This window comes from Streptomyces sp. NPDC047085, from assembly GCF_040643735.1.
GTDB lineage: Bacteria > Actinomycetota > Actinomycetes > Streptomycetales > Streptomycetaceae > Streptomyces.
In genome coordinates this window covers 1,025,139-1,047,080 of record NZ_JBEYUW010000001.1, presented here as the reverse complement: position 1 = coordinate 1,047,080, position 21,942 = coordinate 1,025,139, and the positions used below count along the sequence as shown (strand labels likewise).

The following is a 21,942-nucleotide window of genomic DNA, read 5'->3' as shown; positions in this document are numbered from 1 at the left end:
TTACCGAGCCGGGTTGGCGCAACTGGTTGACGCGGAGGTCTCAAACACCTCTGTCCGCAAGGACGTGTGGGTTCGAATCCCATACCCGGCACCTGTAAGCGGAGGATCACGTTCTCGTGGTTCTCCGCTTTTCGCTGCTCGCCGTCACGATCATTGACACAGAGTGGTCGCATGAATGTTCATGGCACTGAAGTGCGACAGAAGGCCCTCACACTGCTGCGCGGTGGAGCGAAGAACTCGGTGGTGGCCCGGAAACTCGACGTGCCATTGGGAACCATCAGCTACTGGAAGCATCTGGACAGGGCCAAGCGCGGCGAATGTCCCGGGCGGCACAGTCCGCCGTGCCCCCGATGCGACGGGCGGGAACTCGATGAGGCGGCCTACAGCTACCTGCTTGGCCTCTACTTGGGTGACGGCCACATCAGCCACTACTCCGGACACCGCGTGCCCAACCTTATGATCACCTGCACTGAGTCATGGCCGGGCCTCATGGACGACTGCGAAGCGGCCATGCGGACAGTGTTCCCCGGCAACTCCGTCTGCCGGGTCCGCAAGGCTGGCTGCCGCAACGTAAAGGTGTACTCAAAGCACCTCCACTGCCTCTTCCCTCAGCACGGTCCCGGGAAGAAGCACGAGCGCCTGATCGCCCTGGAGCCCTGGCAGCAGGAGATCGTCGACGCCCACCCTTGGGAGTTCATCCGCGGCCTCATCCACTCTGACGGCTGCCGCATCACCAACTGGACCACCCGCACGGTCGCTGGCGAGCGCAAGCGCTACGAATACCCCCGATACCTCTTCGCCAACAAGTCGGACGACATCCGGCGGCTCTTCACGGACGCCCTGGACGAGGTCGGCGTCGAGTGGACCACGCTCGCCCGCGGCAGCGACCCGTTCAACATCTCCGTCGCCCGCAAAGCCTCCGTGGCCCTCATGGACGCCCACGTCGGCCCCAAGTACTGACCCCCGCCTCCCACTACTTCGGGCTGTCGTCCTCGCCGATGTGGTGGACGCGGACCATGTTGGTCGAGCCGGATACGCCGGGCGGGGAGCCCGCGGTGATGACCACGATGTCGCCCTTGCGGCAGCGGCCGTATTTCAGGAGGAGTTCGTCCACCTGGTCGACCATCGCGTCCGTGGAGTCGACGTGGGGGCCGAGGAAGGTCTCCGCGCCCCAGGTGAGGCTCAGCCGGGAGCGGGTGGCCGGTTCCGGGGTGAAGGCGAGCAGGGGGATCGGGGAGCGGTAGCGGGAGAGGCGGCGGGCGGTGTCTCCCGACTGAGTGAAGGCGACCAGGAACTTCGCGCCGAGGAAGTCGCCCATCTCGGCGGCGGCCCGGGCGACGGCGCCGCCCTGGGTGCGGGGCTTGTTGCGGTCCGTCAGGGGCGGGAGGCCCTTGGCGAGGATGTCCTGTTCGGCCGCTTCGACGATCTTCGCCATCGTGCGGACGGTCTCGATGGGGTACTTGCCGACGCTGGTCTCGCCGGAGAGCATCACCGCGTCCGTGCCGTCGATGACCGCGTTGGCCACGTCCGAGGCCTCGGCGCGGGTCGGGCGGGAGTTGTCGATCATCGAGTCCAGCATCTGGGTGGCCACGATGACCGGCTTGGCGTTGCGCCTGGCGAGCTTGATGGCGCGCTTCTGGACGATCGGGACCTGCTCCAGCGGCATCTCCACGCCCAGGTCGCCGCGCGCGACCATGATGCCGTCGAAGCAGGCGACGATGTCGTCGATGGCCTCGACGGCCTGCGGCTTCTCCACCTTGGCGATCACCGGGAGGCGGCGGCCCTCCTCGTCCATGATGCGGTGGACGTCCTTGATGTCGTTGCCGGTGCGGACGAAGGAGAGGGCGATGACGTCGAAGCCGGTGCGCAGCGCCCAGCGCAGGTCGTCCTCGTCCTTCTTGGAGAGGGCGGGGACGGAGACGGCGACGCCGGGGAGGTTCAGGCCCTTGTGGTCGGAGATCACGCCGCCCTCGACGACGCGGGTGCGGACCCGGGGGCCGTCGACGGCCGTGACCTCCAGGCAGACCTTGCCGTCGTCGACGAGGATGCGCTCGCCGGGGGCGACGTCGGCGGCGAGGCCGGCGTAGGTGGTGCCGCAGGTGTGGCGGTCGCCCTCGACGCCCTCCTCGACGGTGATGGTGAAGGAGTCGCCGCGTTCAAGGATTACGGGGCCTTCGCTGAAACGGCCGAGCCGGATCTTCGGTCCTTGAAGATCGGCGAGGATGCCGACGCTGCGGCCGGTCTCGTCGGCCGCCTTGCGCACACGCTGGTAGCGCTCCTCGTGCTCGGCGTGCGTGCCGTGGCTGAGGTTGAATCGGGCGACGTCCATTCCGGCGTCGACCAGTGCCTTGATCTGGTCGTACGAGTCGGTGGCGGGCCCCAGAGTACAGACGATCTTTGCTCGGCGCATGATTCGAGCCTAGGCCTTACCCGCGGGTAGAGAATCCGGGCGACGTGACCACTCAACAACCGTTGAGTTAAGGGTTATTGACAAGTGTTGAATTGTGCGGCGCCCCGCTCCTATGAGCGAAATTTTTCAGGCGTCCGTTCCGCGCGCGCACTTGGCGGCCTCCGCCCCGTTTCCCGCGCCGGCAACCGGAGTTCACCGAACAGGTCACCGGATCGCAACCTCGGGGACCTGTTGCCATCGGTCATGGACGGGTCAGAATCTACGCGCGTCGTTGACCATGCGCGAAGGAGAACGAGAGATGCCCTTGAACCGCCGGAAGTTCCTGAAGAAGTCCGCCGTCACCGGGGCGGGAGTGGCGATCGCCGGTGCGGCGGCGGCTCCGGCGGCCCAGGCGGCCGAGGCCGCGGCGACGCAGCCCGCGCACCCCGCCCACCCCGTGAAGCGGTACTCGCTGACCGTCATGGGCACCACCGACCTGCACGGACACGTCTTCAACTGGGACTACTTCAAGGACGCGGAGTACACCGACAAGGCGGGCAACGCCATGGGCCTGGCCCGGATCTCGACGCTGGTCGACCAGGTCCGCGCGGAGAAGGGCCGCTGCAACACGCTGCTGCTGGACGCGGGCGACACCATCCAGGGCACCCCGCTGACGTACTACTACGCCAAGGTCGACCCGATCACCGCCCAGGGCGGCCCGGTGCACCCGATGGCGCAGGCGATGAACGCGATCGGGTACGACGCCGCGGCGCTCGGCAACCACGAGTTCAACTACGGCATCGAGACCCTGCGCAGGTTCGAGGAGCAGCTGGACTTCCCGCTGCTCGGCGCCAACGCGGTCGACGCGAAGACCCTGAAGCCGGCCTTCCCGCCCTACTTCATCAAGACGTTCCACGTGCCGGGCGCCCGGCCCGTCAAGGTCGCCGTGCTCGGTCTGACCAACCCCGGCATCGCGATCTGGGACAAGGCCTACGTCCAGGGCAAGCTGGCGTTCGAGGGCCTGGAGGAGCAGGCCGCCAAGTGGGTGCCGAAGCTCAAGGCGATGGGCGCGGACGTGGTCGTCGTCTCGGCGCACTCGGGCACCTCGGGCACGTCCTCCTACGGCGACCAGGTCCCGTACGTGGAGAACGCGGCCGCCAACGTGGCCCGTCAGGTCCCCGGCATCGACGCGATCCTGGTCGGCCACGCGCACGTGGAGATCCCGGAGCTGAAGGTCGTCAACGAGCAGACGGGCAAGACGGTCATCCTGTCCGAGCCGCTGTGCTACGCCGAACGGCTCACCCTCTTCGACATCGAGCTGGTGTTCAGCAAGGGCAGCTGGGAGGTCGAGTCGGTCTCCGCGTCGCTGCGCAACTCCAACGCGGTCGCCGACGACCCGAAGATCACGCGGCTGCTGAAGGAGGAGCACGACAGGGTCGTCACGTACGTCAACCAGGTCGTGGGCCGGGCGACCGAGACCCTGACGACCGTCGAGGCCCGGTACAAGGACGCCCCGATCATCGACCTGATCACCAAGGTCCAGGAGGACGTGGTCAAGGCCGCGCTGGCGGGCACCGAGTACGCCTCGCTGCCGGTGATCGCGCAGGCCTCGCCGTTCTCCCGTACCTCCGAGATCCCGGCCGGCAACGTGACCATCCGGGACCTGTCGAGCCTGTACGTGTACGACAACACGCTGGTCGCCAAGCTGCTGACGGGCGCGCAGGTGCGGGCGTACCTGGAGTACTCGGCGGGCTACTACGTCCAGACGGCCGCCGGCGCGGCCGTCGACGTGGAGAAGCTGACGAACGCGGGCGGCCGTCCCGACTACAACTACGACTACGTCTCGGGCCTGTCGTACGACATCGACATCGCCCAGCCGGCCGGTTCGCGGATCAAGAACCTCACCTTCAACGGGGCCGCGCTGGACGACGCCCAGCAGTTCGTGTTCGCGGTGAACAACTACCGCGCCAACGGCGGCGGCGCCTTCCCGCACGTCGCCACGGCCAAGGAGGTGTGGTCGGAGTCCACGGAGATCCGCACGCGGATCGCCGAGTGGGTCACCGCGAAGGGTGTCCTGGACCCAAAGGTCTTCGCGTCCGTGGACTGGAAGCTGACCCGCAACGGCACGCCGGTGTTCTAGAGCAGTTGCTCTAGAGCAACTGCTTCGTCTGCCTGGCCCCCGGCACCCGGTTGGCCGTCGCCTCCTGAAGCCCGAAGGTGGTGAAGGCCGTCCGGGTGGCCGGTGGGTACGGCTCCTTGCCCGTGAGGGAGTTGAGGATCGTGGCGCTGCGCCAGGCGGCGAGGCCGAGGTCGGGGGCGCCCACGCCGTGGGTGTGCAGCTCGGCGTTCTGGACGTACACCGAACCGGTCACCGAGGGGTCGAGGACGAGCCGGAACTCCTCGTCGATGCACGGGCGTTCGCTGCGGTCCCGGCGCATGCAGGGTTCGAGTCCGTCGAGGATGCGGTCGACGGGGCGCTCGCGGTAGCCGGTCGCCAGGACGACCGCGTCGGTGGTGAGGCGGGAGCGGCTGCCCTGCTGGAGGTGCTCCAGGTGGAGCTCGACCTGCATGGTGGCGATCCGTCCCGCGGTGCGGACCCGGACGCCCGGGGTGAGGACGGCGTCCGGCCAGCCGCCGTCCAGGGTGCGCCGGTACAGCTCGTCGTGGATGGCGGCGAGGGTGCCGGCGTCGATGCCCTTGTGCAACTGCCACTGGGCGGCGAGCAGCCGGTCGCGCACGGGCTCGTCGAGGGCGTGGAAGTAGCGGGTGTAGTCCGGGGTGAAGTGTTCCAGACCGAGCTTGGAGTACTCCATCGGCGCGAACGCCTCGGTGCGGCCGATCCAGTGCAGCCGCTCGCGGCCGGCCGGGCGGTGGCGCAACAGATCCAGGAAGACCTCGGCGCCGGACTGTCCGGAGCCGACGACGGTGACATGCTCGGCGGCGAGGACGGCGTCGCGGTGGTCGAGGTAGTCGGCTGCGTGCAGGACGGGCACGCCGGGGGCGTCCACGAGGGGCCTGAGGGGGTCGGGCACATAGGGGGCGGTACCGACGCCGAGGACGATGTTGCGGGTGTAGGTGCGGCCCAGCGTCTCGGCCTCCCCCTCGGCGTCGAGCCGGGTGAAGTCGACCTCGAACACGTCGCGTTCGGGGTTCCAGCGGACGGCGTCGACCTGGTGCCGGAAGTGCAGCCCGGGCAGGTGCTGGGAGACCCAGCGGCAGTAGGCGTCGTACTCGGCGCGCTGGATGTGGAAGCGCTCGGCGAAGTAGAACGGGAAGAGCCGCTCGCGGGCCCTGAGGTAGTTGAGGAAGCTCCAGGGGCTGGTGGGGTCGACGAGGGTCACCAGGTCGGCGAGGAACGGCACCTGGAGAGTCGTGCCCTCGATGAGGAGGCCGGGGTGCCAGTCGAAGCCGGGCCGCTGTTCGTAGAAGACGGCGTCGAGTTCGGCGAGCGGGTGGGCGAGGGCGGCCAGGGAGAGATTGCAGGGGCCGATGCCGATGCCGACCAGGTCGCGCGGGGTGTCGGGCTCGTGGCGTGGGGGGAGGGTCATCTGGGGGTGTTTCCTTCGACGAGTTTCAGCAGGTGAGCCAGGTCGTCCGGCCGGGTGTGGGGGTTCAGGAGGGTGGCCTTGAGCCAGAGCCGGCCGTCGAGCCGGGCCCGACCGAGGACGGCCCGGCCCTCGTGCAGCAGCCCCCGGCGTACGGCGGCCACGACGTCGTCGGTGGCGCCGGCGGGCCGGAACAGGACGGTGCTGATGGTGGGCCGGTCGTACAGCTCGAAGCCCGGTCGGTCCCGCACGAGGGCGGCGAACTCCTGCGCGTGGGCGCAGACCTGGTCGACCAGGGTGCCGAGGCCGGTGCGGCCGAGGGTCTTGAGGGTGACCGCGATCTTGAGGATGTCGGGCCTGCGGGTGGTGCGCAGGGACCGGTCGAGCAGGTCGGGGAAGCCGGCTTCGGTGTCGTCGTCGGCGTTCAGGTAGTCGGCGCGCTGGTGAAGTGCGGCCAGTTCGTGCGGGCGGGCGACCGCGAGGAGACCGGCGGCGACCGGTTGCCAGCCGAGTTTGTGCAGGTCGAGGGTGACGGTGTGGGCGGCGTCGAGACCGGCGAGTTTCTCCCGGTGCCGGTCGCTGAAGAGCAGCCCTCCCCCGTAGGCGGCGTCGATGTGCAGGCGGGCGCCGTGGGCCGCGCACAGGGCGGCGATCTCGGGCAGCGGGTCGATGAGCCCGGCGTCGGTGGTGCCGGCGGTCGCGGCGACCAGCAGCGGGCCGGGGAGCCCGGCGAGGGCCTGGTCGAGGGCGGCGGGGTCGAGCGTGCCGTTCGGGGCGGGGACGACGACCGGGTCGGGCAGCCCGAGCAGCCAGGCGGCGCGGGGCAGGGAGTGGTGGGCGTTCGCCCCGCAGACCAGCCGGACGCTGCCGCCGTGGGCCTCGCGGGCGAGCAGCAGGGCGAGCTGGTTCGACTCGGTGCCGCCGGTGGTGACCAGGGCGTCGGCCAGGCCGGTCTGCCGGGCGAGGGCGCGGGTGACCTCGGCCTCCAGGGCGGAGGCGGCCGGGGCCTGGTCCCAGGAGTCCAGGGAGGGGTTGAGGACGCTCACGGCGAGGTCGGCGGCGGTGGCGACGGCGAGCGGCGGGCAGTGCAGGTGGGCCGCGCAGAGGGGGTCGGCGGGGTCGGCGGCGCCCTCGGCGAGGGCGTGCACGAGGGTGCGGAGGGCGTCGGGGTCGCCCTGGTCCGGGAGGGCGTCGCCGAGGGCGGCGGTGACGCGTGCGGCGACGGCCTCCGGCCCGCCGGCCGGCAGGGGGCCGCCGCGGGCGCGGGCGCCGGTCGTCAGGGCGTCGAGGGTGGTGTCCAGGAGGGGGCGCAGGGCGTCGGGGCCGGCGGGGCCTGAGGCGAGGGGCGGCTTGCGCATGGGCTCTCCTCCGGGCGGTGGGTGCGGGTGCGGGTGTTTTGGGTTCCCACCCGCACCACCCGTGCGGCTTTCATCGTCGGGTGCGGGTGGCCCTTGTGGGGCGGATTCGCCGTCGGCGGGTGCGGGTGGTGCTCGTGGGGGGTTCCAGGTTGTACGGGAAGGGGCGTGTGTGTCCGGACGGGACAACGAGTGGAACTCGAAAGTGGGTACTGCCGTACGGGGAAAACACGTTGGAACGATGAACGCCCGCGGTTAGCGTCGGTCGGATGGTGGACGCGTGGATGATCGACGTGCCCGGTGAGCGGGTGCTGGTGCGCGAGCCCGGCCCCGCGGACGAGGCGCCGCTGCTGAGGCTGTTCGAGGAGTGCGAGGACTGGTTCATAGCGGCGACGGGGTTGCCGTCGGGGCCGGGGGACGTGCAGAGCCTGTTCTACTCGCTGCCGGAGGGTGCCGGCCCGGACGACAAGGTGCTGCTGGTACTGGAGCGGGACGGCGTTGTCGCGGGCCTGGTGGACGTCGTACGGGACCATCCGGAGCCGGGCACGGTGGCGGTGGGCCTGTTCCTGCTGGCGCCGTGGGCGCGGGGGCGGGGCCTCGGCCGGGCGCTGGCGGAGTCGCTGCTGGCCCGCGCCGCGGACGCGTCCCGGGTCGTGGCCACGGTCCCGCCCGGCTGGCGCCCCGGCGAGCGCTTCCTGGAGCGGATCGGCTTCACCCTGGAGGCTGCTCCGGCGACGCAGCGGTCCGAGGTGGGCAACCGGCGGGCGGGACCGCGCGAAGGGGGCGTACGGCGAGCGGAGTTGCGGCGCGGGGTGGTGCGCTGAGGACAGGGCGTGTGCGTGCCGGGCCCCGTGACGCCGGGATGATCCAGCCGCCGCCCCCGAGAAAGTGCGGCCGGTCCCCCCTTGCGGGTGTCGGGGACCGGCCGTGGGTGAGGTGGTGGGGCTATGCGCCTCGGACCCGCAAGGCGCGTGCCAGGTCGTCCAGTTCGTCGACGAGCTTGCGGCGGAGGGCGACGACCGGGTCGGCGTCGCGCAGGCAGGCCTCGCCGAGGGCGAGGTTCTCCGCGTCGACGGCGTGGTGCGGGAAGGCCCACTTGCCGGCGGCGACGGCGATGGCGGGGCCCCGGCGGGCGGCGACCGCGACGACGTCCTCGTAGTAGCGCGGCACGTACTCCCGGACCAGGTCGGCCTGTTCGGGCTGCCAGAAGCCCTGGGCGGTGGCCGTGAAGAGGTAGTTCGAGAGGTCGTCGCCGGCGAACATCGCCGCCCAGGCCGCACGCTTGGCCTCGGGGTCCGGCAGGGCGGCGCGGCAGCGGGCGGCGCCCTCCTGGCCGGTGGCCGACGGGTCGCGCTCCAGCTCGGCGGCGATGGCGGCCTCGTCGGTGGCGCCGAGCACGGCGAGCCGGCCGAGGATGCGCCAGCGCAGCTCGGGGTCGAGTTCCGGGCCGCCGGGCACCGTGCCGTCGGCGAGCCAGGCGGCGATGGTGTCGGGGTGGGCGGCGACGTCGATGAAGTGCCGTACGGCGATCAGGCGCAGCCCGGGGTTGTCCCCGTCCTCGGTGCGGCGCAGCAGGTCGCGGCAGAGGGAGCCGAGGGTGGCGAGGGCGGCCGGGCGGTCCTCCGGCGTGACGTAGCGGTCGGCCACGTGGGCGGAGGCGAAGGCGAGGACGCCCTGGACGAGGGCCAGGTCGGTCTCCAGCGGGAGGTGGGCTCGGGCCGTGTCCAGGTAGGCGGCGGGCGGGAGTTCGCCGTCGCGGACGGCGTCCCTGAGGGCGTTCCAGACGACCGCGCGGGTGAGCGGGTCGGGCAGCCCGGACAGTCCGGTGCGGATCGCGTCGAAGGACTCGGCGTCGAAGCGGACCTTGGCGTAGGTCAGGTCGCCGTCGTTGAGCAGGATCAGCGCGGGGCGCTTGCCGAGGGGCTGCGGGGCGGCCTGCGGGATGTCCAGGTCGACGCGCTCGCGCAGGGCGAGGCGGCTCTCGTCGCTGAGGTCGCGGTCGTACAGGCCGACGGTGATGCGGTGCGGGCGCTCGCCGGCGCGGTCGACGGTCAGGGTGCGGTCGCCGTCGTCGGACCCGATCACGGGGGTGAGCGTGTCGACGCCGGTGGTGCGCAGCCAGGCGTCGGCCCAGGCGGGCACGTCGCGCTCGGTGGCCGCGGCGAGGGACTCGATGAAGTCGGCGAGGGTGGCGTTGGCGAACCGGTGCCGCTTGAAGTGGATGTTGATGCCGGCGAGGAAGTCCTTCTCGCCGAGCCAGGCGACGAGCTGGCGCAGGGCGGAGGCGCCCTTGGCGTAGGAGATGCCGTCGAAGTTGAGCAGGGCCGAGGCGGTGTCGGGGACGTCTTCCGGGGCCACGGGGTGGGTGGAGGGACGCTGGTCGGCGTCGTAGCCCCAGGCCTTGCGGGTGACGCCGAACTCGACCCAGGGCTCGGTGAAGCGGGTGGCCTCCAGCGTGGTCTGGTAGCCCATGTACTCGGCGAAGGACTCGTTGAGCCAGATGTCGTCGAACCACTTGAGGGTGACGAGGTCGCCGAACCACATGTGGGCCATCTCGTGCGCGATGACCATGGCGCGGGTCTGCCGCTCGGTGTCGGTGACGGCGGAGCGGTAGACGAAGTCGTCGCGGAAGGTGACCAGGCCCGGGTTCTCCATGGCGCCCGCGTTGAACTCGGGGACGAACGCCTGGTCGTAGGAGTCGAAGGGGTAGGGCTCCTCGAACTTCTCGTGGTACCGGTCGAAGCACGCGCGCGTGACCTCGAGGATCTCCTCGGCGTCGGCGTCGAGGTACGGCGCGAGGGAGCGGCGGCAGTGGATGCCGAAGGGCAGGCCGCGGTGCTCGGTGCGCACGGAGTGGTAGGGGCCGGCGGCGACGGCGACGAGGTAGGTGGAGATCAGCGGGGTCGTGGCGGCCCGCCAGCGGCCCTGGCCGACGTGCTCGGTGACGCCGTTGGCCAGCACGGTCCAGCCCTCGGGGGCGGTGACGACGAGGTCGAAGACGGCCTTCAGGTCGGGCTGGTCGAAGGCGGCGAAGACACGCTGGACGTCGTCCATGAACATCTGCGTGTAGACGTACGTCTCGCCGTCGGAGGGGTCGGTGAAGCGGTGCATGCCCTCGCCGGTGCGCGAGTAGGTCATGGCCGCGTCGACGGTCAGTTCGTGCTCACCGGCGGTGAGGTTCTTCAGCGGCAGCCGGCCGTCGTGCAGGGACTCCGGGTCGAGGGGGTGTCCGTCGAGCGTGACGGCGCGCAGCTCGGCGGGCTTCAGCTCGACGAACGTGTCCCCGTCGGACCGTGCGGTGAACCGGATCACGGTGCGGGAGTCGAAGGTCTCGTCCCCGGTGGTGAGGTCGAGCTCGACCGTGTAGCGGTGGACGTCGAGGAACTGTGCTCGGAGCTGCGCTTCGTCGCGCGTGAGTACGGACATGCAGGCCATGCTGCCTGATGGCACCGACACCGCACAGGGGTGGATCGGTACACGGCATATGTCCGGTCCTGCCGACACCCTCCCGTCGCCCTGCCGCCCCCTCCCGTCATCCCCTCCCGTCGCCCCCGCCGGTCCCCAGTCCGCAGTCCGCGCCGGGTTCAGTCGGTCGGCGCGGGCTGCCCGTTCGCGGTGTCCTCGGCGATGCGCTCGTGGTGGCGGATCACCTCGGCGACGATGAAGTTCAGGAACTTCTCGGCGAACGCCGGATCGAGCCGGGCGTTCTCGGCGAGGCTGCGCAGCCGCTCGATCTGCCGGGCCTCGCGGGCCGGGTCGGCGGGCGGCAGCTGGTGCACCGCCTTGAGCCGGCCGACCTGCTGGGTGCACTTGAACCGCTCGGCCAGCATGTGGACGACGGCCGCGTCGATGTTGTCGATGCTCTCGCGCAGCCGCTCCAGCTCCTGGCGGACCGCGGGGTCGACGTCACCGGTACCGGTGTTGCTGATGGTCATGGGCGTCCACCCTAAAGGGAGCGGCGGGTCCCGATCACCGGCTGTTCGGCATGCGGTCAGCCGTCGATCGTCGGGGGGTCGTCGGGGTCCGGTATCCGGTCGCTCCAGCCGCCGGGGACGGTGCGGCCCTGCTGGGCGCGGAAGCGGACCGGAGCGAGGCCGACACGGCGGGTGAACAGGCGGGAGAAGTAGGCGGGGTCGTCGTAGCCGACGCGGCGGGCGACGGCCGCGACGGGCAGTTCGGTGCCGGCGAGCAGCTCCTTGGCGCGGCCGAGGCGGATGCCGAGGAGGTAGTCCTTGGGGCTGCAGCCGGCGGCCCGGCGGACGGCGCCGCGCAGCTCGGCGGGGGTCATGCCGTGCACGCGCGCGTGGTCGGCGACGCTCATCGGCTTGCAGGCGTCCCGGGCGAGGGCCTGGAGCACCTCGTCGCCGTCGGGGGCGAGGTCGGCGCGGGCGCGGCGCAGGGCGACGAGGAGTTCGTGGACGGCGGCGCCGGTCTCCACCTCCAGCAGGGGGTTGCCGCGGCGGGCGGCGCGGGCGATGCGGGCGACGACCGCGCGGGGCGCGGAGGCGTCGGAGAGCGGGACGACGGGCCGCTCGGGCTCGATGTAGCCGAGTTCGGTGTAGGTCGCGGTGGCGGGCCCGGCGAAGTCGACGAAGCCCTCGTCCCAGCCGGTGTCCGGGTCGGGCCCGTAGTGGTGCGGTACGCCGGGGGTGAGCCACAGCAGCGCGGGGGCGGTGACGGTGGTACGGCGGCCGTCGGCGCCCCGGTACCAGCCGCCGCCGGTGCTGATCACGACGGCCACGTGGTGGTCGAGGGTGCGCGGGCCGACCGTGGGCAGGGCGCCGTACTGGAGGCCGACGCCGAGGCAGACCAGGCCCAGGCGGTGGTGGGCGGCGCCGGGGCTGAAGAACCGCATCCAGGTGTGGTACATCGGCGCTCCTCCCGGGGCCGGCGGCGGATTTCCGTCCAAGCGGCGTGCTATCCAGGCGGCGTTCTGCCCGAGCCACGCTTCGCCCAAGCCGACGTTTTGTCCAAGCCAACGTTTTGTCCAAGCAGCGCCGATCTTCGTCCATGGCGTCGATCACCGCCAGGGGACGAGGGTTGGCCCATGAGCCAGTTCACGGTGGGGGAATCCGGCTTCCTGCTGGACGGGCGCCCGGTGCGGCTGCTGTCCGGGGCGCTGCACTACTTCCGGGTGCACGAGGAGCAGTGGGGGCACCGGCTGGCGATGCTGCGGGCCATGGGCCTCAACTGTGTGGAGACGTACGTCCCGTGGAATCTGCACCAGCCGCGCGAGGGGCTGGTGCGGGACGTGGGGGCGGTCGGCCGCTTCCTGGACGCGGTCCGTGCGGCCGGGATGTGGGCGATCGTGCGGCCGGGGCCGTACATCTGCGCCGAGTGGGAGAACGGCGGCCTGCCGCACTGGGTGACCGCCGAGGCGGGCGCACGCGCGCGTACCCGCGACGAACGGTTCCTGTCGCCCGTGCGCGGCTGGTTCCACCACCTGATGCCGGAGATCGTCTCCCGGCAGATCGACCGCGGTGGGCCGGTGATCATGGTGCAGGTCGAGAACGAGTACGGCAGCCACGGCTCGGACGCGGAGTACCTGGAGCTGCTGGCCGGTCTGCTGCGCGCCTCGGGCGTCACGGTCCCGCTGTTCACCTCGGACGGCCCCGAGGACCACATGCTCACCGGGGGCTCGCTGCCGGGGGTGCTCGCCACGGTGAACTTCGGCTCCCACGCGCGCGTGGCCTTCGAGACCCTGCGCCGGCACCGCCCCGGGGGGCCGCTGATGTGCATGGAGTTCTGGTGCGGCTGGTTCGACCACTGGGGCGGCGAGCACGTCGTGCGCGATCCCGGGGAGGCGGCCGGGACGCTGCGGGAGATCCTGGAGTGCGGTGCGTCGGTGAACCTGTACATGGCGCACGGCGGCACGAGCTTCGGGGGCTGGGCGGGCGCGAACCGGGGCGGCGAGCTGCACGAGGGGCCGCTGGAGCCGGACGTGACCTCCTACGACTACGACGCCCCGGTCGACGAGTACGGGCGCCCGACGGAGAAGTTCCGGCGCTTCCGCGAGGTGCTGGCCGCGTACCACCAGGACCCGCTGCCCGAACCGCCGCCCGCGCCCGCTCAGTTGGATTTCCCGACCGACGTGGTGCTGACCGAGTGGTCGCCCCTGGACGCCGTGCTGGAGGCGCTGGGCGGCCCGGAGACCGTCACGCCCGTACCGCCCTCCTTCGAGGAGCTGGGTGTCGCCCGGGGCGTCGTCCGCTACGAGGTGGGCGTGCCGGGGCCGCGCCGGCCGTATCCGCTGACCGTGCGCGGGCTGCGGGATCTCGCCGTGGTGTACGTGGACGGCGAGCGGGCCGGGGTGCTCACCGAGGAGGAGGCCCGGCTGAAGGAGCCCGTCGCGGGGCCCGCGCGCGTCGAACTGTGGGTGGAGTCCCTGGGGCGGGTCAACTACGGGCCGCGCACCGGTGAGGCGAAGGGCATCACGGGGGGTGTCCTGCACGAGCGGCAGTATCTGCACGGGGTACGCGCGCGTGGGCTCGATCTGGACGCGTTCGAGGGCGGTGTGGAGCGGGTGCCCTTCGGGGCGCTCCCCGAGGACGGCGCGCCGGGCCTGTACCGGGGCACGGTCGAGGTGCGCGGGGCCGGGGACGCGCGGCTCGAACTGCCGGGTCTGACCCGGGGCTTCGTCTGGATCAACGGCTTCAATCTGGGCCGCTACTGGTCCGTGGGCCCGCAGCGGTCCCTGTACGTGCCGGGGCCGGTGCTGCGGGAGGGCCGGAACGAGGTGTGGGTGCTGGAGCTGGCGGAGGCCGGTCCCGGGGCGCCCGCGCCGCGCCTGCTCGGCCTGCCGTGACCCGGCGCGGACGTCGGGCTGCGCCTTTCCGTGGCGTGTCGGAGCATGCGGGGGCGTGCCGGGGCAGTCATACAGTGGAGAGGAGTTCCGGCGTCTTTGGGGGTGCGGGCGTGGCGAACGGTGGACCGGTCGAGCACGGCTACCCACATCTGGACACGGTGCGGGCCGCCGTCACCGCGCTGTACCGGCGGCTGTCGTACGACACCGTCCAGACCTTCTCCACCAGCGTGGCCCCCGTGGACGTGGCCTTCTGCGACACCGACGATCTCCACCTGGGCGCGCAGCGCGTGGCCCGGGAGATCGTGCGGCACTTCCGGCTGCCGGACGCCCGGCTGATCGTCGGCTTCCGGGAGATGACGCACGCGGCGAACGTCGAACTGACGGCGGGGCCCGAGTACTTCGTGGAGCTGAACGACCGCTTCCGCACCCACCGCAGGGACATCGGCGCGGCGCTCGCGCACGAGGTGGCGCACGTCTATCTGCACCGCCTGGGGCTCGCCTTCCCCACCACGGCGGAGAACGAGATCCTCACGGACACGGTGACGACCTATCTCGGCGCGGGCTGGCTGCTGCTGGACGCGTACCGCGAGGACAGCGTCACCTCCCAGAAGCTCGGCTATCTCACGCCGGAGGAGTTCGGTTACGTCCTCGCCAAGCGCTCGCTGTTCTTCCACGAGGATCCCTCCGTGTGGTTCACCAGCCCGCAGGCCTACACGGCCTACGCCAAGGGGATGGCCCGGGCCCGCCGCGACGAGCAGCAGCCTCCTCTGAAGGCCGCCGGCTGGGCGGGCCGCCGCCGCTACGCCCACGACCGCCGTCAGGCGCCCCAGATCCCCCCGGACACGCCCTACGCCTTCACCTCCGACAGCGGCGGCCACCTCCGCGTGTCCTTCCCCTGCCCCATCTGCCACCAGCGCATCAGAGTCCCGGTACGGGGCCGGGTCCGCGCCAGATGCAGCCTCTGCCGAACAGTCCTGGACTGCGACACCTGACCGTTCCTATGAACTGAGCAGGAATGAGCCTACTCAGCCGCACGCCCCGAACGGTCTTGGGCGCACTGGTCCCCGGCGTACTCGACCCCGGGGCGGCGACACGCATCCCGTGCGTGGTCCGATCCCGGGAGGCCGGCTCCCTCACGACCTGGCCAGATGGGTACGGCCAGAGGCGACGGGGAGGCCCTGAACCATCACTCCGGTGGAGCAGGGGCCCCGCACGCCAGCACCGTAACCGGCGTCCCAGATCGCACGATCACCGTAGCCCGAACGGCCCATGACGCCGCAAGCCCGGAAGCCGAGCACCACACGATCGAGTTAAACCGCCCTCGCGCATGCTCCTCGGCCGGCACCAGCAACTTCTCGGCATGCCGAGTCGGGTGGTGGGTGGGCAGGGGTGCCCGGGGTCCCAGGGGGCGGAGCCCCCTGGGACTGAGTGGGCAGGGTGAGGGGTCAGTCTGCGGCGCGGCGGGGCAGTGCGGCGCACAGCACTGCGCACACCACGAACCCGCCCACGACCCACGGCATCGACGCGGTGAGCGCTCCGGTCAGGCCTTGCCCCACGTGGCCGAAGAACACCGACCCCACGACAGCCGCCCCCAGCGCCCCGCCGAACTGCTGAGCCGTGGAGAAGATGCCCGACGCCCCGCCGGCCAACTCCCCCGGCACGGCGGACAGCACGACGTTCACCAGCGGGACCACGAGGAACCCGAGCCCCGCCCCGGCCACGAGCAGCCCCGGCACCAGCGGCCACGCCCCCGCGTGCACGGCCGGCGCCCCGTCGATCGCCGCCCACACCCAGCCGAAGCCGCCCGCCATCATCAGCGCCCCGGCGCCGAGCACCGTCCGCCCGTACCGCACCGCCAGCCCGTCCGCCGCCGGCGCAGTGAGGAAGCCGCCGGCCGAGAAGGCCACGGTGACCAGCCCGGCCTGCATCGGTGTGTAGCGCTCCCCGCCCTGCAGCCAGATCGCGAAGACGAGGAAGAATCCCTGCATACCGAGGGAGAACAGCAACTGCACCACCACACCCACCGAGAAGGCCGGCAGGCCGAAGGCGCGGGCGGGCAGCAGCGGAACCGTCCCGGGCCGGTGCCGCCGGGCCTCGTACAGCCCCAGCCCGACCACCGCGACCACCCCGCCGGCGAGGCAGAGCCAGCCCCACAGCGGCCAGCCGTTCTCCCGCCCCTGCACCAGCGGCAGCACGACCGCCACCAGACCGCCCGCCAGCAGCACACTGCCCAGCACGTCCGGCCGCCCCGCCGACCGCTCGCGCGTGGCCGGCACCAGCAGCAGTCCACCCACGAAGGTCGCGACGGCCACGGGCACGTTCACCAGGAACACCGACCGCCAGCCCCAGCCGAACAGATCGGCGTCAGTGAGCACCCCGCCCAGCAGCAGCCCGACCGCCGAGGCGAACCCGGCGACGGCGCCGTACATCCCGAAGGCGGCCCCCCGCTCCTTGCCGTGGAACAGCGTGCGGAACGAGCCGAGCACCTGCGGCACCAGCACCGCCGCCAGCACGCCCTGCACCGCCCGCGCGGCGATCAGCTGCCCCGGTGACTGGGCGATCCCGCAGGCCAGGCTGGCCAGTCCGAAGCCGGCCGTGCCGACGAGGAAGAGCGGGCGGCGGCCGATGCGGTCGCCGAGGTGACCGGAGACGATCAGGGCGGCCGCGAAGCCCAGCAGATAGGCGGAGACGAGCCACTGCAGGTCGCTCGGTGAGGCGTGCAGATCGCGGCTGATGGACGGGACCGCCACGTTGACGATCGTGCCGTCCAGCAGGTCCATCAGCGCCGCGATCATCATCACGACGGCGGCGGCCCAACGGCGCGGATACGGCTCCGCCACGGCGGGCGGCGATGTGGTGAGGGTCGTGGACATGGACGTCTCCCCCTGACTTCGGTGACTCGGATTTATTTCGTTCGGACTAACGAAAGACTTGCACCGGGACGGCCGTGATCGCAAGTCATTCGTTCGGCCGAACGAAATATTTGTTAGGCTGGGTCCATGACCGAGGGAGACGCGAAGCGGGCCGAGACCTTGCGGCGGCTGATGGAGATCGGCCGGGAGCACAGTGCCGTGACGGTCATGTTCCATTCGGCGGTCGCCGCGAAGCAGGGGCTGAACGCCACGGAGGAGAAGACCCTCGACTACCTCCAGCGCCAGGGTCCGCTCACCGCCAAGGACCTGGCCGGACTGACCGGGCTCGCCCCGGCCTCCGTCACCGGCCTGCTCGACCGCCTGGAGACCAAGGGTTTCGTCCGCAGGGTCAAACACCCGACGGACAAGCGCCGGGTGCTCGTCGAACTGAACCAGGAGAAGATCGGCGAACTCGCCGTCTTCTTCGAGGACTGGGCACGTGACGTCGTCGACGCCTGCGAGGAGTTCGGCACGGACGAGCTGGACACCGTGGTCCGCTTCCTGTCCGTGATGAGCGAACGTCAGCGCGCGGCCGCCGCCCGCCTGACGGACTGACCCCGCTGCCCCACGTCCCGCGTCACGTCATGCGCGTACGGCGATCCCGTCCAGCACCATCGACAGGTACTGCCGGGCGATCTCCTCCGGGCTGTGCTGTCCGCCCGGCCGGTACCAGGACGCGGCGACCCAGACCGTGTCGCGCACGAAGCGGTACGTGAGCCGGACGTCGAGGTCGGCGCGGAAGACCCGTTCGGCGACCCCGCGTTCCAGCGTGCCGAGCCATGCCTTCTCGAACCGGCGCTGCGATTCGGCGAGGAACGCGAACCGGTCCTGCGCCGCGAGCTGCCTGCTCTCCTTCTGGTAGATCGCGACGGCGGAGCGGTGCCGGTCGATCTCCCGGAAGGACTCGGTGACGAGGGCTTCGAGTGTCTCGCGGGGCCCGAGATCCGAGGCCAGGACGGTGTCGTAGCCGTCCCACAGCTCGTCGAGGAAGGTGCGCAGGATCTCCTCCAGCATCGACTCCTTGGAGTCGAAGTGGTAGTAGAGGCTGCCCGCGAGCATCCCGGCGTGGTCCGCGATCGTGCGGACGGTGGTGGCGTTGTAGCCCTGCTCGGCGAACACCTCGGCGGCGGTGCCGAGGAGTTCGCGGCGACGCTCGGACGCGGCGGTCACCTGGGGCTTCTTCTTGGTCGGCACGGACCCATTCTGGTCCCCCGGGGCGCGACTCACGCCGGCCGCACGATGCCCGCGGCGCGTGCGGCGGCCAGCCAGTGGGGGAACTCGCCGACGAGACGGTCGTACAGCTCGGCGTCGGAGACCCGCCGGGGATCCTGTCCGGCGTGGAAGAAGCCGGCGTTGTCCACGATCCGCTTGCCGGGAACGGCCAGTTCGTCCAGTTTCCGCAGGAACTCGAACTGCCGGCTGCCCGGGTCGCCGAAGCCGATGAACTGCCAGAACAGCGGGAGTCCGGACGCCTTGCACAGGTAGCGCTCGGCGGCGAGCTTGTTGATCGGGCCGCCGTCGGTCTGGAAGACGACGAGGGCGGGATCCGTGGCGCCGCTGTCGAGGTAGTGGTCGATGACGGCGTCCATCGCCAGGTGGTAGCTGGTCTTGCCCATGTGTCCGAGCCCGGCCGCGATCCGCTCGATGCGGCCCTCGTGGCCGTCGAGGGCGATGTCGGTGACCGCGTCGATGTCCGTGGAGAAGAACACCACCGGCACCCGGCCGTCGTCGTCCAGGTGCGCGGACAGCCCCAGCACGCGGTCGGCGAGCGTCTGCACGCTGCCGTCCTTGTAGTACGGCTTCATGGAGCCCGAGTAGTCGACGACCAGGTAGACGGCGGCACGCAGCCCGTCCAGGCCGTGTTTGGTGAGCGACACCCCGGCCGCCTTGTACGCGCCCACGAGCGCGGGCGCGGTCTCCTCCACCTTGCGCAGACTGATCGCGGCCATGGTTCCCCCCTTGGCTGTGCGGAAAGCCGAGCCAGCCGAGCCTAAGGGATCAAGAGCCCCCAGCGGTCGCCCCGTCACCACAGTTCGCTATTTTGTTCGCCGCCGTCCCCACCGGCTCATCCTGTCCCACGCTTCCCAGAGGAGCCGGCCGTGACCGCCGAGTCCGCCGTGACCACGTGCTTCCGTCATCCCAAGGTGGAGTCGCACGTCCGTTGCACGCGCTGCGACCGCTACATCTGCCCGGACTGCATGCGCGAGGCCGCCGTCGGCCACCAGTGCGTGGAGTGCGTGAAGGAGGGCGCGCGGTCGGTACGGCAGGCGCGCACGGCCTTCGGCGGCCGCATCAGCGCGGTGCCGGTGGTGACGTACGTCCTGATCGGGCTCAACGTGCTCGCCTACCTGGCGGAGCTGGCGCGTCCGTCGGTCGAGCGCCGGTTCGGCATGCTGGGCACCGTGCCGGCGGGCTACTACCCGGAGGGCGTCGCCCACGGCGAGTGGTACCGGCTGCTGACCGGCGAGTTCCTGCATCTCATGCCCACCGAGGGCATGTTCGGCATCGCGCACATCGTGATGAACATGCTGGCGCTGTGGAGAGTCGGCCGGGTGGTCGAGGCGCAGCTGGGCCGGGTGCGCTATCTCGCCCTGTACCTGCTGTCGGCGCTCGGCAGCTCGGTCATGGTGCTGCTGCTGGCCCCCGAGACGCCCACGGTCGGCGCCTCCGGCGCGCTGTTCGGGCTGGGGGCCGCGTACTACGTCATGGGCCGTCGCCTCGGTTACGACATGCGCGCGGTCAACCAGGACATGGGCAATCTGCTGCTGTGGCTGGTGATCTCCGCGTGGGTGACCTCCTGGCAGGGGCACCTCGGCGGCCTGCTGGCGGGCGGGGCGGCGACGCTGGCGTACGCGTACGCGCCCCGGGACAATCGCCGCGTCGTGATCCAGGCGGGCGCGTGCGTGGCCCTGCTGGCGCTGCTGCTGCTCCTCGCCTGGGTCAAGGTCTCCGATCTCACGGGAGGCGCTGCCGCATGAGGCGAGCCGGAATCCTGCTGTTCGCGGCCGTGCCGTTCGTCGTCACGGCCGTGCTGTACGCCGCCGGCTCCGATCCGTCCGGCTCCTCGGCGGGCAAGCCCCTCTCCGCCGCCCAGCGGGCCCGTGAGGAGGCCAAGGCGCGGGCGGAGTCGGCGCGGGCCGCGGACGCCGAGGTCATCGCCGACGCGCCGCCGGGCCTGGCCGCGCCCGCCAAGAAGGAGCTGGCGCAGCGGATCGTGGCGAGCGCGGAGAACTCCACGCTCGACTGGCGCGCCGCCTACGGCTACATCGAGGACATCGGCGACGGGCAGGGCTACACCGCCGGCATCATCGGCTTCTGCACCGGCACCCACGACCTGCTCGCCCTCGTCGAGCGCTACACCGAGGCCCACCCGGGCAACGGCCTCGCCGCCTACCTCCCCGCCCTCCGCGAGGTCGACGGCACGGACTCCCACAAGGGCCTCGGCCCGGGCTTCACCACGGCCTGGAAGGCGGAGGCGAAGCTCCCGGCCTTCCGCAAGGCGCAGGACGACGAGCGCGACCGGGTCTACTTCGACCCGGCCGTCCGCCTCGCCAAGCTCGACGGCCTCGGCACGCTGGGCCAGTTCGTCTACTACGACGCGATGGTCTTCCACGGCCCCGGCACCGGCCCCGGCAGCTTCTACGGGCTGCGCGAACGCGCCCTCCACGAGGCCGACCTGCCCTCCGAGGGCGGCAGCGAGAAGAACTACCTCGACATCTTCCTGGACGTCCGCCGCAAGGCCATGAAGGCCAAGAAGCCCACCATCGACACCTCCCGCATCGACACGGCCCAGCGGCAGTTCCTCTACGACGGCAATCTCGGCCTGGACACCCCGCTGGAGTGGCGGGTGTACGGAGAGCCGTACCGCATTCCGTAGGTCAGCGGGCCCACGTCCGGCGCAGCACCTCCTCCGCGGGTTTGCCGTGCGGGGTGTACGCCAGGCGTGCCGGTGTCTCTCCACTGTCCGGCCAGTCGTCCCACATCCACCAGCAGACGCCGGCCCACCACGCGCGGCCCTCGAAGGAGTCGAGGAGCGCCTGGTAGGCGGCGGCCTGTTCGGCGTACGCCGGATGGTCGCTGACGGTCCAGGAGTACGGGGCGGTGGTGGAGCCCCGCTGGCTGACGTAGCCGGCCTCGGTGAACAGGATCCGGCGGTGCTGGCGCCCGGAGTACGCGGCGAGCTTCTGCCGGATGGGGGCCCAGGCGCGCCTCAGCAGGGCGGGGTCGGTGGTGGGTTTCCGGGTGAGGGGCCAGTAGGCGTCGATGCCGATGACGTCGAGGGCCCCCCAGAAGTGGATGTGCTGGTACTCGTCGTAGTTGGCGGCGTAGGTCAGCGGGCCGTCGTAGTGGTCGCGGACGGCTCTGATCACCTCGGTCCAGGCGGTGGTGTCGCCGGAGACGCCGGCGAGTTCGGTGCCGACGGCGAACTGTTCGGCCCCGGTGTCGGCGGCGATGTCGGCGTAGTGGGTGAGGAAGCGGCGGTAGGCGGCGAACCAGGCGGCCCGGTCGCGGGGGCGGATCTCGGCGCGGTCGAGGTCGCCGGGGAGGTCCACGTGCGGTTTGATCATCACCTTGAGGCCGGCCGCGTGCGCGCGTTCGACGATCCCGCGCAGGCTCGCGTCGCTCGCGGTCTCCTCGGTGGTGTGCATGGCCGGGTCGGTGGCGTGTTTCTGGTACCAGGTCGGGGTGAAGGTGACCCAGCGCGCGCCGGTGGCCCTGATCCCGCGCAGATAGCGGGGTGCGGCCGGGCTGTCGTAGTCGGTGCGGTACCACGAGGGCAGGGTGATGCCGCGCATGACCGAGGCCTCCGGCAGGCGGCGGGAGGCGTGCGTGCCGCCGTGGGCGGGCCCCTTGCCCGCGCCGGTGGACACGCATCCGCTGACGGCGAGGAGGACCGCCGCCATGACGGCGACGGTCCTCCTCCTGGGGGCGGGCG

At 71.5% G+C, this 21,942-nt stretch carries 18 protein-coding genes and 1 tRNA gene; 9 read left to right on the top strand and 10 right to left on the bottom strand.

The annotated features are described in order from the left end of the window. The first annotated feature begins 7 nt into the window (after positions 1 to 7). Both ABZ865_RS04495 and ABZ865_RS04490 read left to right on the top strand, forming a co-directional pair. Positions 8 to 91: transfer RNA gene (locus ABZ865_RS04495), tRNA-Leu, on the top strand. A gap of 80 nt (positions 92 to 171) precedes the next feature. Further along, entirely contained in the window at positions 172 to 960 is a 789-nt protein-coding gene (locus ABZ865_RS04490; protein ID WP_361223612.1) for a helix-turn-helix domain-containing protein, read from the top strand. 13 nt (positions 961 to 973) lie between these two features. Here the strand turns inward: ABZ865_RS04490 and pyk are convergent, their stop codons facing one another. Continuing rightward, positions 974 to 2,410, bottom strand: a complete 1,437-nt coding sequence (pyk, locus tag ABZ865_RS04485; protein WP_361223609.1) for a pyruvate kinase — start codon at positions 2,408 to 2,410, stop codon at positions 974 to 976. Positions 2,411 to 2,708: 298 nt separating this feature from the next. Between pyk and ABZ865_RS04480 the strand changes: the two genes are divergently transcribed. After that, a complete protein-coding gene (locus ABZ865_RS04480) occupies positions 2,709 to 4,529 on the top strand; it encodes a 5'-nucleotidase C-terminal domain-containing protein (RefSeq protein WP_361223606.1) in 1,821 nt (606 codons plus the stop codon). Between the two features lie 10 nt (positions 4,530 to 4,539). Here the strand turns inward: ABZ865_RS04480 and ABZ865_RS04475 are convergent, their stop codons facing one another. Together ABZ865_RS04475 and ABZ865_RS04470 are read right to left on the bottom strand one after the other, a co-directional pair. Continuing rightward, positions 4,540 to 5,937: a SidA/IucD/PvdA family monooxygenase gene (locus ABZ865_RS04475; protein ID WP_361223602.1), complete on the bottom strand. Its 1,398-nt coding sequence runs from the start codon at positions 5,935 to 5,937 to the stop codon at positions 4,540 to 4,542. After that, positions 5,934 to 7,292, bottom strand: coding sequence for an aminotransferase class V-fold PLP-dependent enzyme (locus ABZ865_RS04470; RefSeq protein WP_361223599.1), 1,359 nt, complete (start codon positions 7,290 to 7,292; stop codon positions 5,934 to 5,936). Before ABZ865_RS04470 ends, ABZ865_RS04475 begins: the two co-directional genes overlap by 4 nt. A 266-nt stretch (positions 7,293 to 7,558) precedes the next feature. Between ABZ865_RS04470 and ABZ865_RS04465 the strand changes: the two genes are divergently transcribed. Next, positions 7,559 to 8,113 (top strand): GNAT family N-acetyltransferase, encoded by a 555-nt coding sequence (locus ABZ865_RS04465; protein WP_361223596.1) that lies wholly within the window; start codon positions 7,559 to 7,561, stop codon positions 8,111 to 8,113. Between the two features lie 121 nt (positions 8,114 to 8,234). Here the strand turns inward: ABZ865_RS04465 and pepN are convergent, their stop codons facing one another. The 3 genes from pepN to ABZ865_RS04450 form a co-directional block, all read right to left on the bottom strand. Further along, positions 8,235 to 10,715: an aminopeptidase N gene (gene pepN, locus ABZ865_RS04460; RefSeq protein WP_361223593.1), complete on the bottom strand. Its 2,481-nt coding sequence runs from the start codon at positions 10,713 to 10,715 to the stop codon at positions 8,235 to 8,237. A gap of 158 nt (positions 10,716 to 10,873) precedes the next feature. Further along, positions 10,874 to 11,224: a chorismate mutase gene (locus ABZ865_RS04455; RefSeq protein WP_361223590.1), complete on the bottom strand. Its 351-nt coding sequence runs from the start codon at positions 11,222 to 11,224 to the stop codon at positions 10,874 to 10,876. A gap of 56 nt (positions 11,225 to 11,280) precedes the next feature. Next, positions 11,281 to 12,159 carry an AraC family transcriptional regulator gene (locus ABZ865_RS04450; RefSeq protein ID WP_361223587.1) on the bottom strand — a complete coding sequence of 293 codons (879 nt, stop codon included), beginning with the start codon at positions 12,157 to 12,159 and terminating at the stop codon, positions 11,281 to 11,283. Between the two features lie 177 nt (positions 12,160 to 12,336). Here ABZ865_RS04450 and ABZ865_RS04445 point away from each other — a divergent pair, with 177 nt between their 5' ends. After that, complete coding sequence (locus ABZ865_RS04445; protein WP_361223585.1) at positions 12,337 to 14,094, top strand: beta-galactosidase family protein; 1,758 nt, start codon at positions 12,337 to 12,339, stop codon at positions 14,092 to 14,094. 110 nt (positions 14,095 to 14,204) lie between these two features. After that, positions 14,205 to 15,086 carry a hypothetical protein gene (locus tag ABZ865_RS04440; protein WP_361223583.1) on the top strand — a complete coding sequence of 294 codons (882 nt, stop codon included), beginning with the start codon at positions 14,205 to 14,207 and terminating at the stop codon, positions 15,084 to 15,086. A 453-nt stretch (positions 15,087 to 15,539) separates the two neighbouring features. Here the strand turns inward: ABZ865_RS04440 and ABZ865_RS04435 are convergent, their stop codons facing one another. Then, entirely contained in the window at positions 15,540 to 16,967 is a 1,428-nt protein-coding gene (locus tag ABZ865_RS04435) for an MFS transporter (protein WP_361223580.1), read from the bottom strand. A 126-nt stretch (positions 16,968 to 17,093) separates the two neighbouring features. Between ABZ865_RS04435 and ABZ865_RS04430 the strand changes: the two genes are divergently transcribed. Further along, positions 17,094 to 17,561: a MarR family transcriptional regulator gene (locus ABZ865_RS04430; protein ID WP_361223578.1), complete on the top strand. Its 468-nt coding sequence runs from the start codon at positions 17,094 to 17,096 to the stop codon at positions 17,559 to 17,561. A gap of 27 nt (positions 17,562 to 17,588) precedes the next feature. Here the strand turns inward: ABZ865_RS04430 and ABZ865_RS04425 are convergent, their stop codons facing one another. Beyond that, a complete protein-coding gene (locus ABZ865_RS04425) occupies positions 17,589 to 18,200 on the bottom strand; it encodes a TetR/AcrR family transcriptional regulator (protein WP_361223575.1) in 612 nt (203 codons plus the stop codon). A gap of 29 nt (positions 18,201 to 18,229) precedes the next feature. Further along, a complete protein-coding gene (locus ABZ865_RS04420; protein ID WP_361223572.1) occupies positions 18,230 to 18,955 on the bottom strand; it encodes a VWA domain-containing protein in 726 nt (241 codons plus the stop codon). Between the two features lie 150 nt (positions 18,956 to 19,105). Here ABZ865_RS04420 and ABZ865_RS04415 point away from each other — a divergent pair, with 150 nt between their 5' ends. Both ABZ865_RS04415 and ABZ865_RS04410 read left to right on the top strand, forming a co-directional pair. After that, complete coding sequence (locus tag ABZ865_RS04415) at positions 19,106 to 19,984, top strand: rhomboid family intramembrane serine protease (protein WP_361223569.1); 879 nt, start codon at positions 19,106 to 19,108, stop codon at positions 19,982 to 19,984. After that, positions 19,981 to 20,883 carry a chitosanase gene (locus ABZ865_RS04410; protein WP_361223566.1) on the top strand — a complete coding sequence of 301 codons (903 nt, stop codon included), beginning with the start codon at positions 19,981 to 19,983 and terminating at the stop codon, positions 20,881 to 20,883. The genes ABZ865_RS04415 and ABZ865_RS04410 overlap by 4 nt, the downstream gene beginning before the upstream one ends. 1 nt (position 20,884) lies before the next feature. On the opposite strand, the gene ABZ865_RS04405 is transcribed toward ABZ865_RS04410, so the two are convergent. Continuing rightward, a complete protein-coding gene (locus ABZ865_RS04405; RefSeq protein ID WP_361223563.1) occupies positions 20,885 to 21,910 on the bottom strand; it encodes a hypothetical protein in 1,026 nt (341 codons plus the stop codon). Between the last annotated feature and the right edge of the window lie 32 nt (positions 21,911 to 21,942).

Coding starts and splice junctions, on each gene's coding strand:
- ABZ865_RS04410 (WP_361223566.1), top strand. CDS start 19,981: ATGAGGCGAGCCGGAATCCTGCTGTTCGCGGCCGTGCCGTTCGTCGTC.
- ABZ865_RS04490 (WP_361223612.1), top strand. CDS start 172: ATGAATGTTCATGGCACTGAAGTGCGACAGAAGGCCCTCACACTGCTG.
- pyk (WP_361223609.1), bottom strand. CDS start 2,410: ATGCGCCGAGCAAAGATCGTCTGTACTCTGGGGCCCGCCACCGACTCG.
- ABZ865_RS04475 (WP_361223602.1), bottom strand. CDS start 5,937: ATGACCCTCCCCCCACGCCACGAGCCCGACACCCCGCGCGACCTGGTC.
- ABZ865_RS04430 (WP_361223578.1), top strand. CDS start 17,094: ATGACCGAGGGAGACGCGAAGCGGGCCGAGACCTTGCGGCGGCTGATG.
- ABZ865_RS04465 (WP_361223596.1), top strand. CDS start 7,559: ATGGTGGACGCGTGGATGATCGACGTGCCCGGTGAGCGGGTGCTGGTG.
- ABZ865_RS04470 (WP_361223599.1), bottom strand. CDS start 7,292: ATGCGCAAGCCGCCCCTCGCCTCAGGCCCCGCCGGCCCCGACGCCCTG.
- ABZ865_RS04420 (WP_361223572.1), bottom strand. CDS start 18,955: ATGGCCGCGATCAGTCTGCGCAAGGTGGAGGAGACCGCGCCCGCGCTC.
- ABZ865_RS04480 (WP_361223606.1), top strand. CDS start 2,709: ATGCCCTTGAACCGCCGGAAGTTCCTGAAGAAGTCCGCCGTCACCGGG.
- ABZ865_RS04405 (WP_361223563.1), bottom strand. CDS start 21,910: ATGGCGGCGGTCCTCCTCGCCGTCAGCGGATGCGTGTCCACCGGCGCG.
- ABZ865_RS04450 (WP_361223587.1), bottom strand. CDS start 12,159: ATGTACCACACCTGGATGCGGTTCTTCAGCCCCGGCGCCGCCCACCAC.
- ABZ865_RS04455 (WP_361223590.1), bottom strand. CDS start 11,224: ATGACCATCAGCAACACCGGTACCGGTGACGTCGACCCCGCGGTCCGC.
- ABZ865_RS04435 (WP_361223580.1), bottom strand. CDS start 16,967: ATGTCCACGACCCTCACCACATCGCCGCCCGCCGTGGCGGAGCCGTAT.
- pepN (WP_361223593.1), bottom strand. CDS start 10,715: ATGTCCGTACTCACGCGCGACGAAGCGCAGCTCCGAGCACAGTTCCTC.
- ABZ865_RS04445 (WP_361223585.1), top strand. CDS start 12,337: ATGAGCCAGTTCACGGTGGGGGAATCCGGCTTCCTGCTGGACGGGCGC.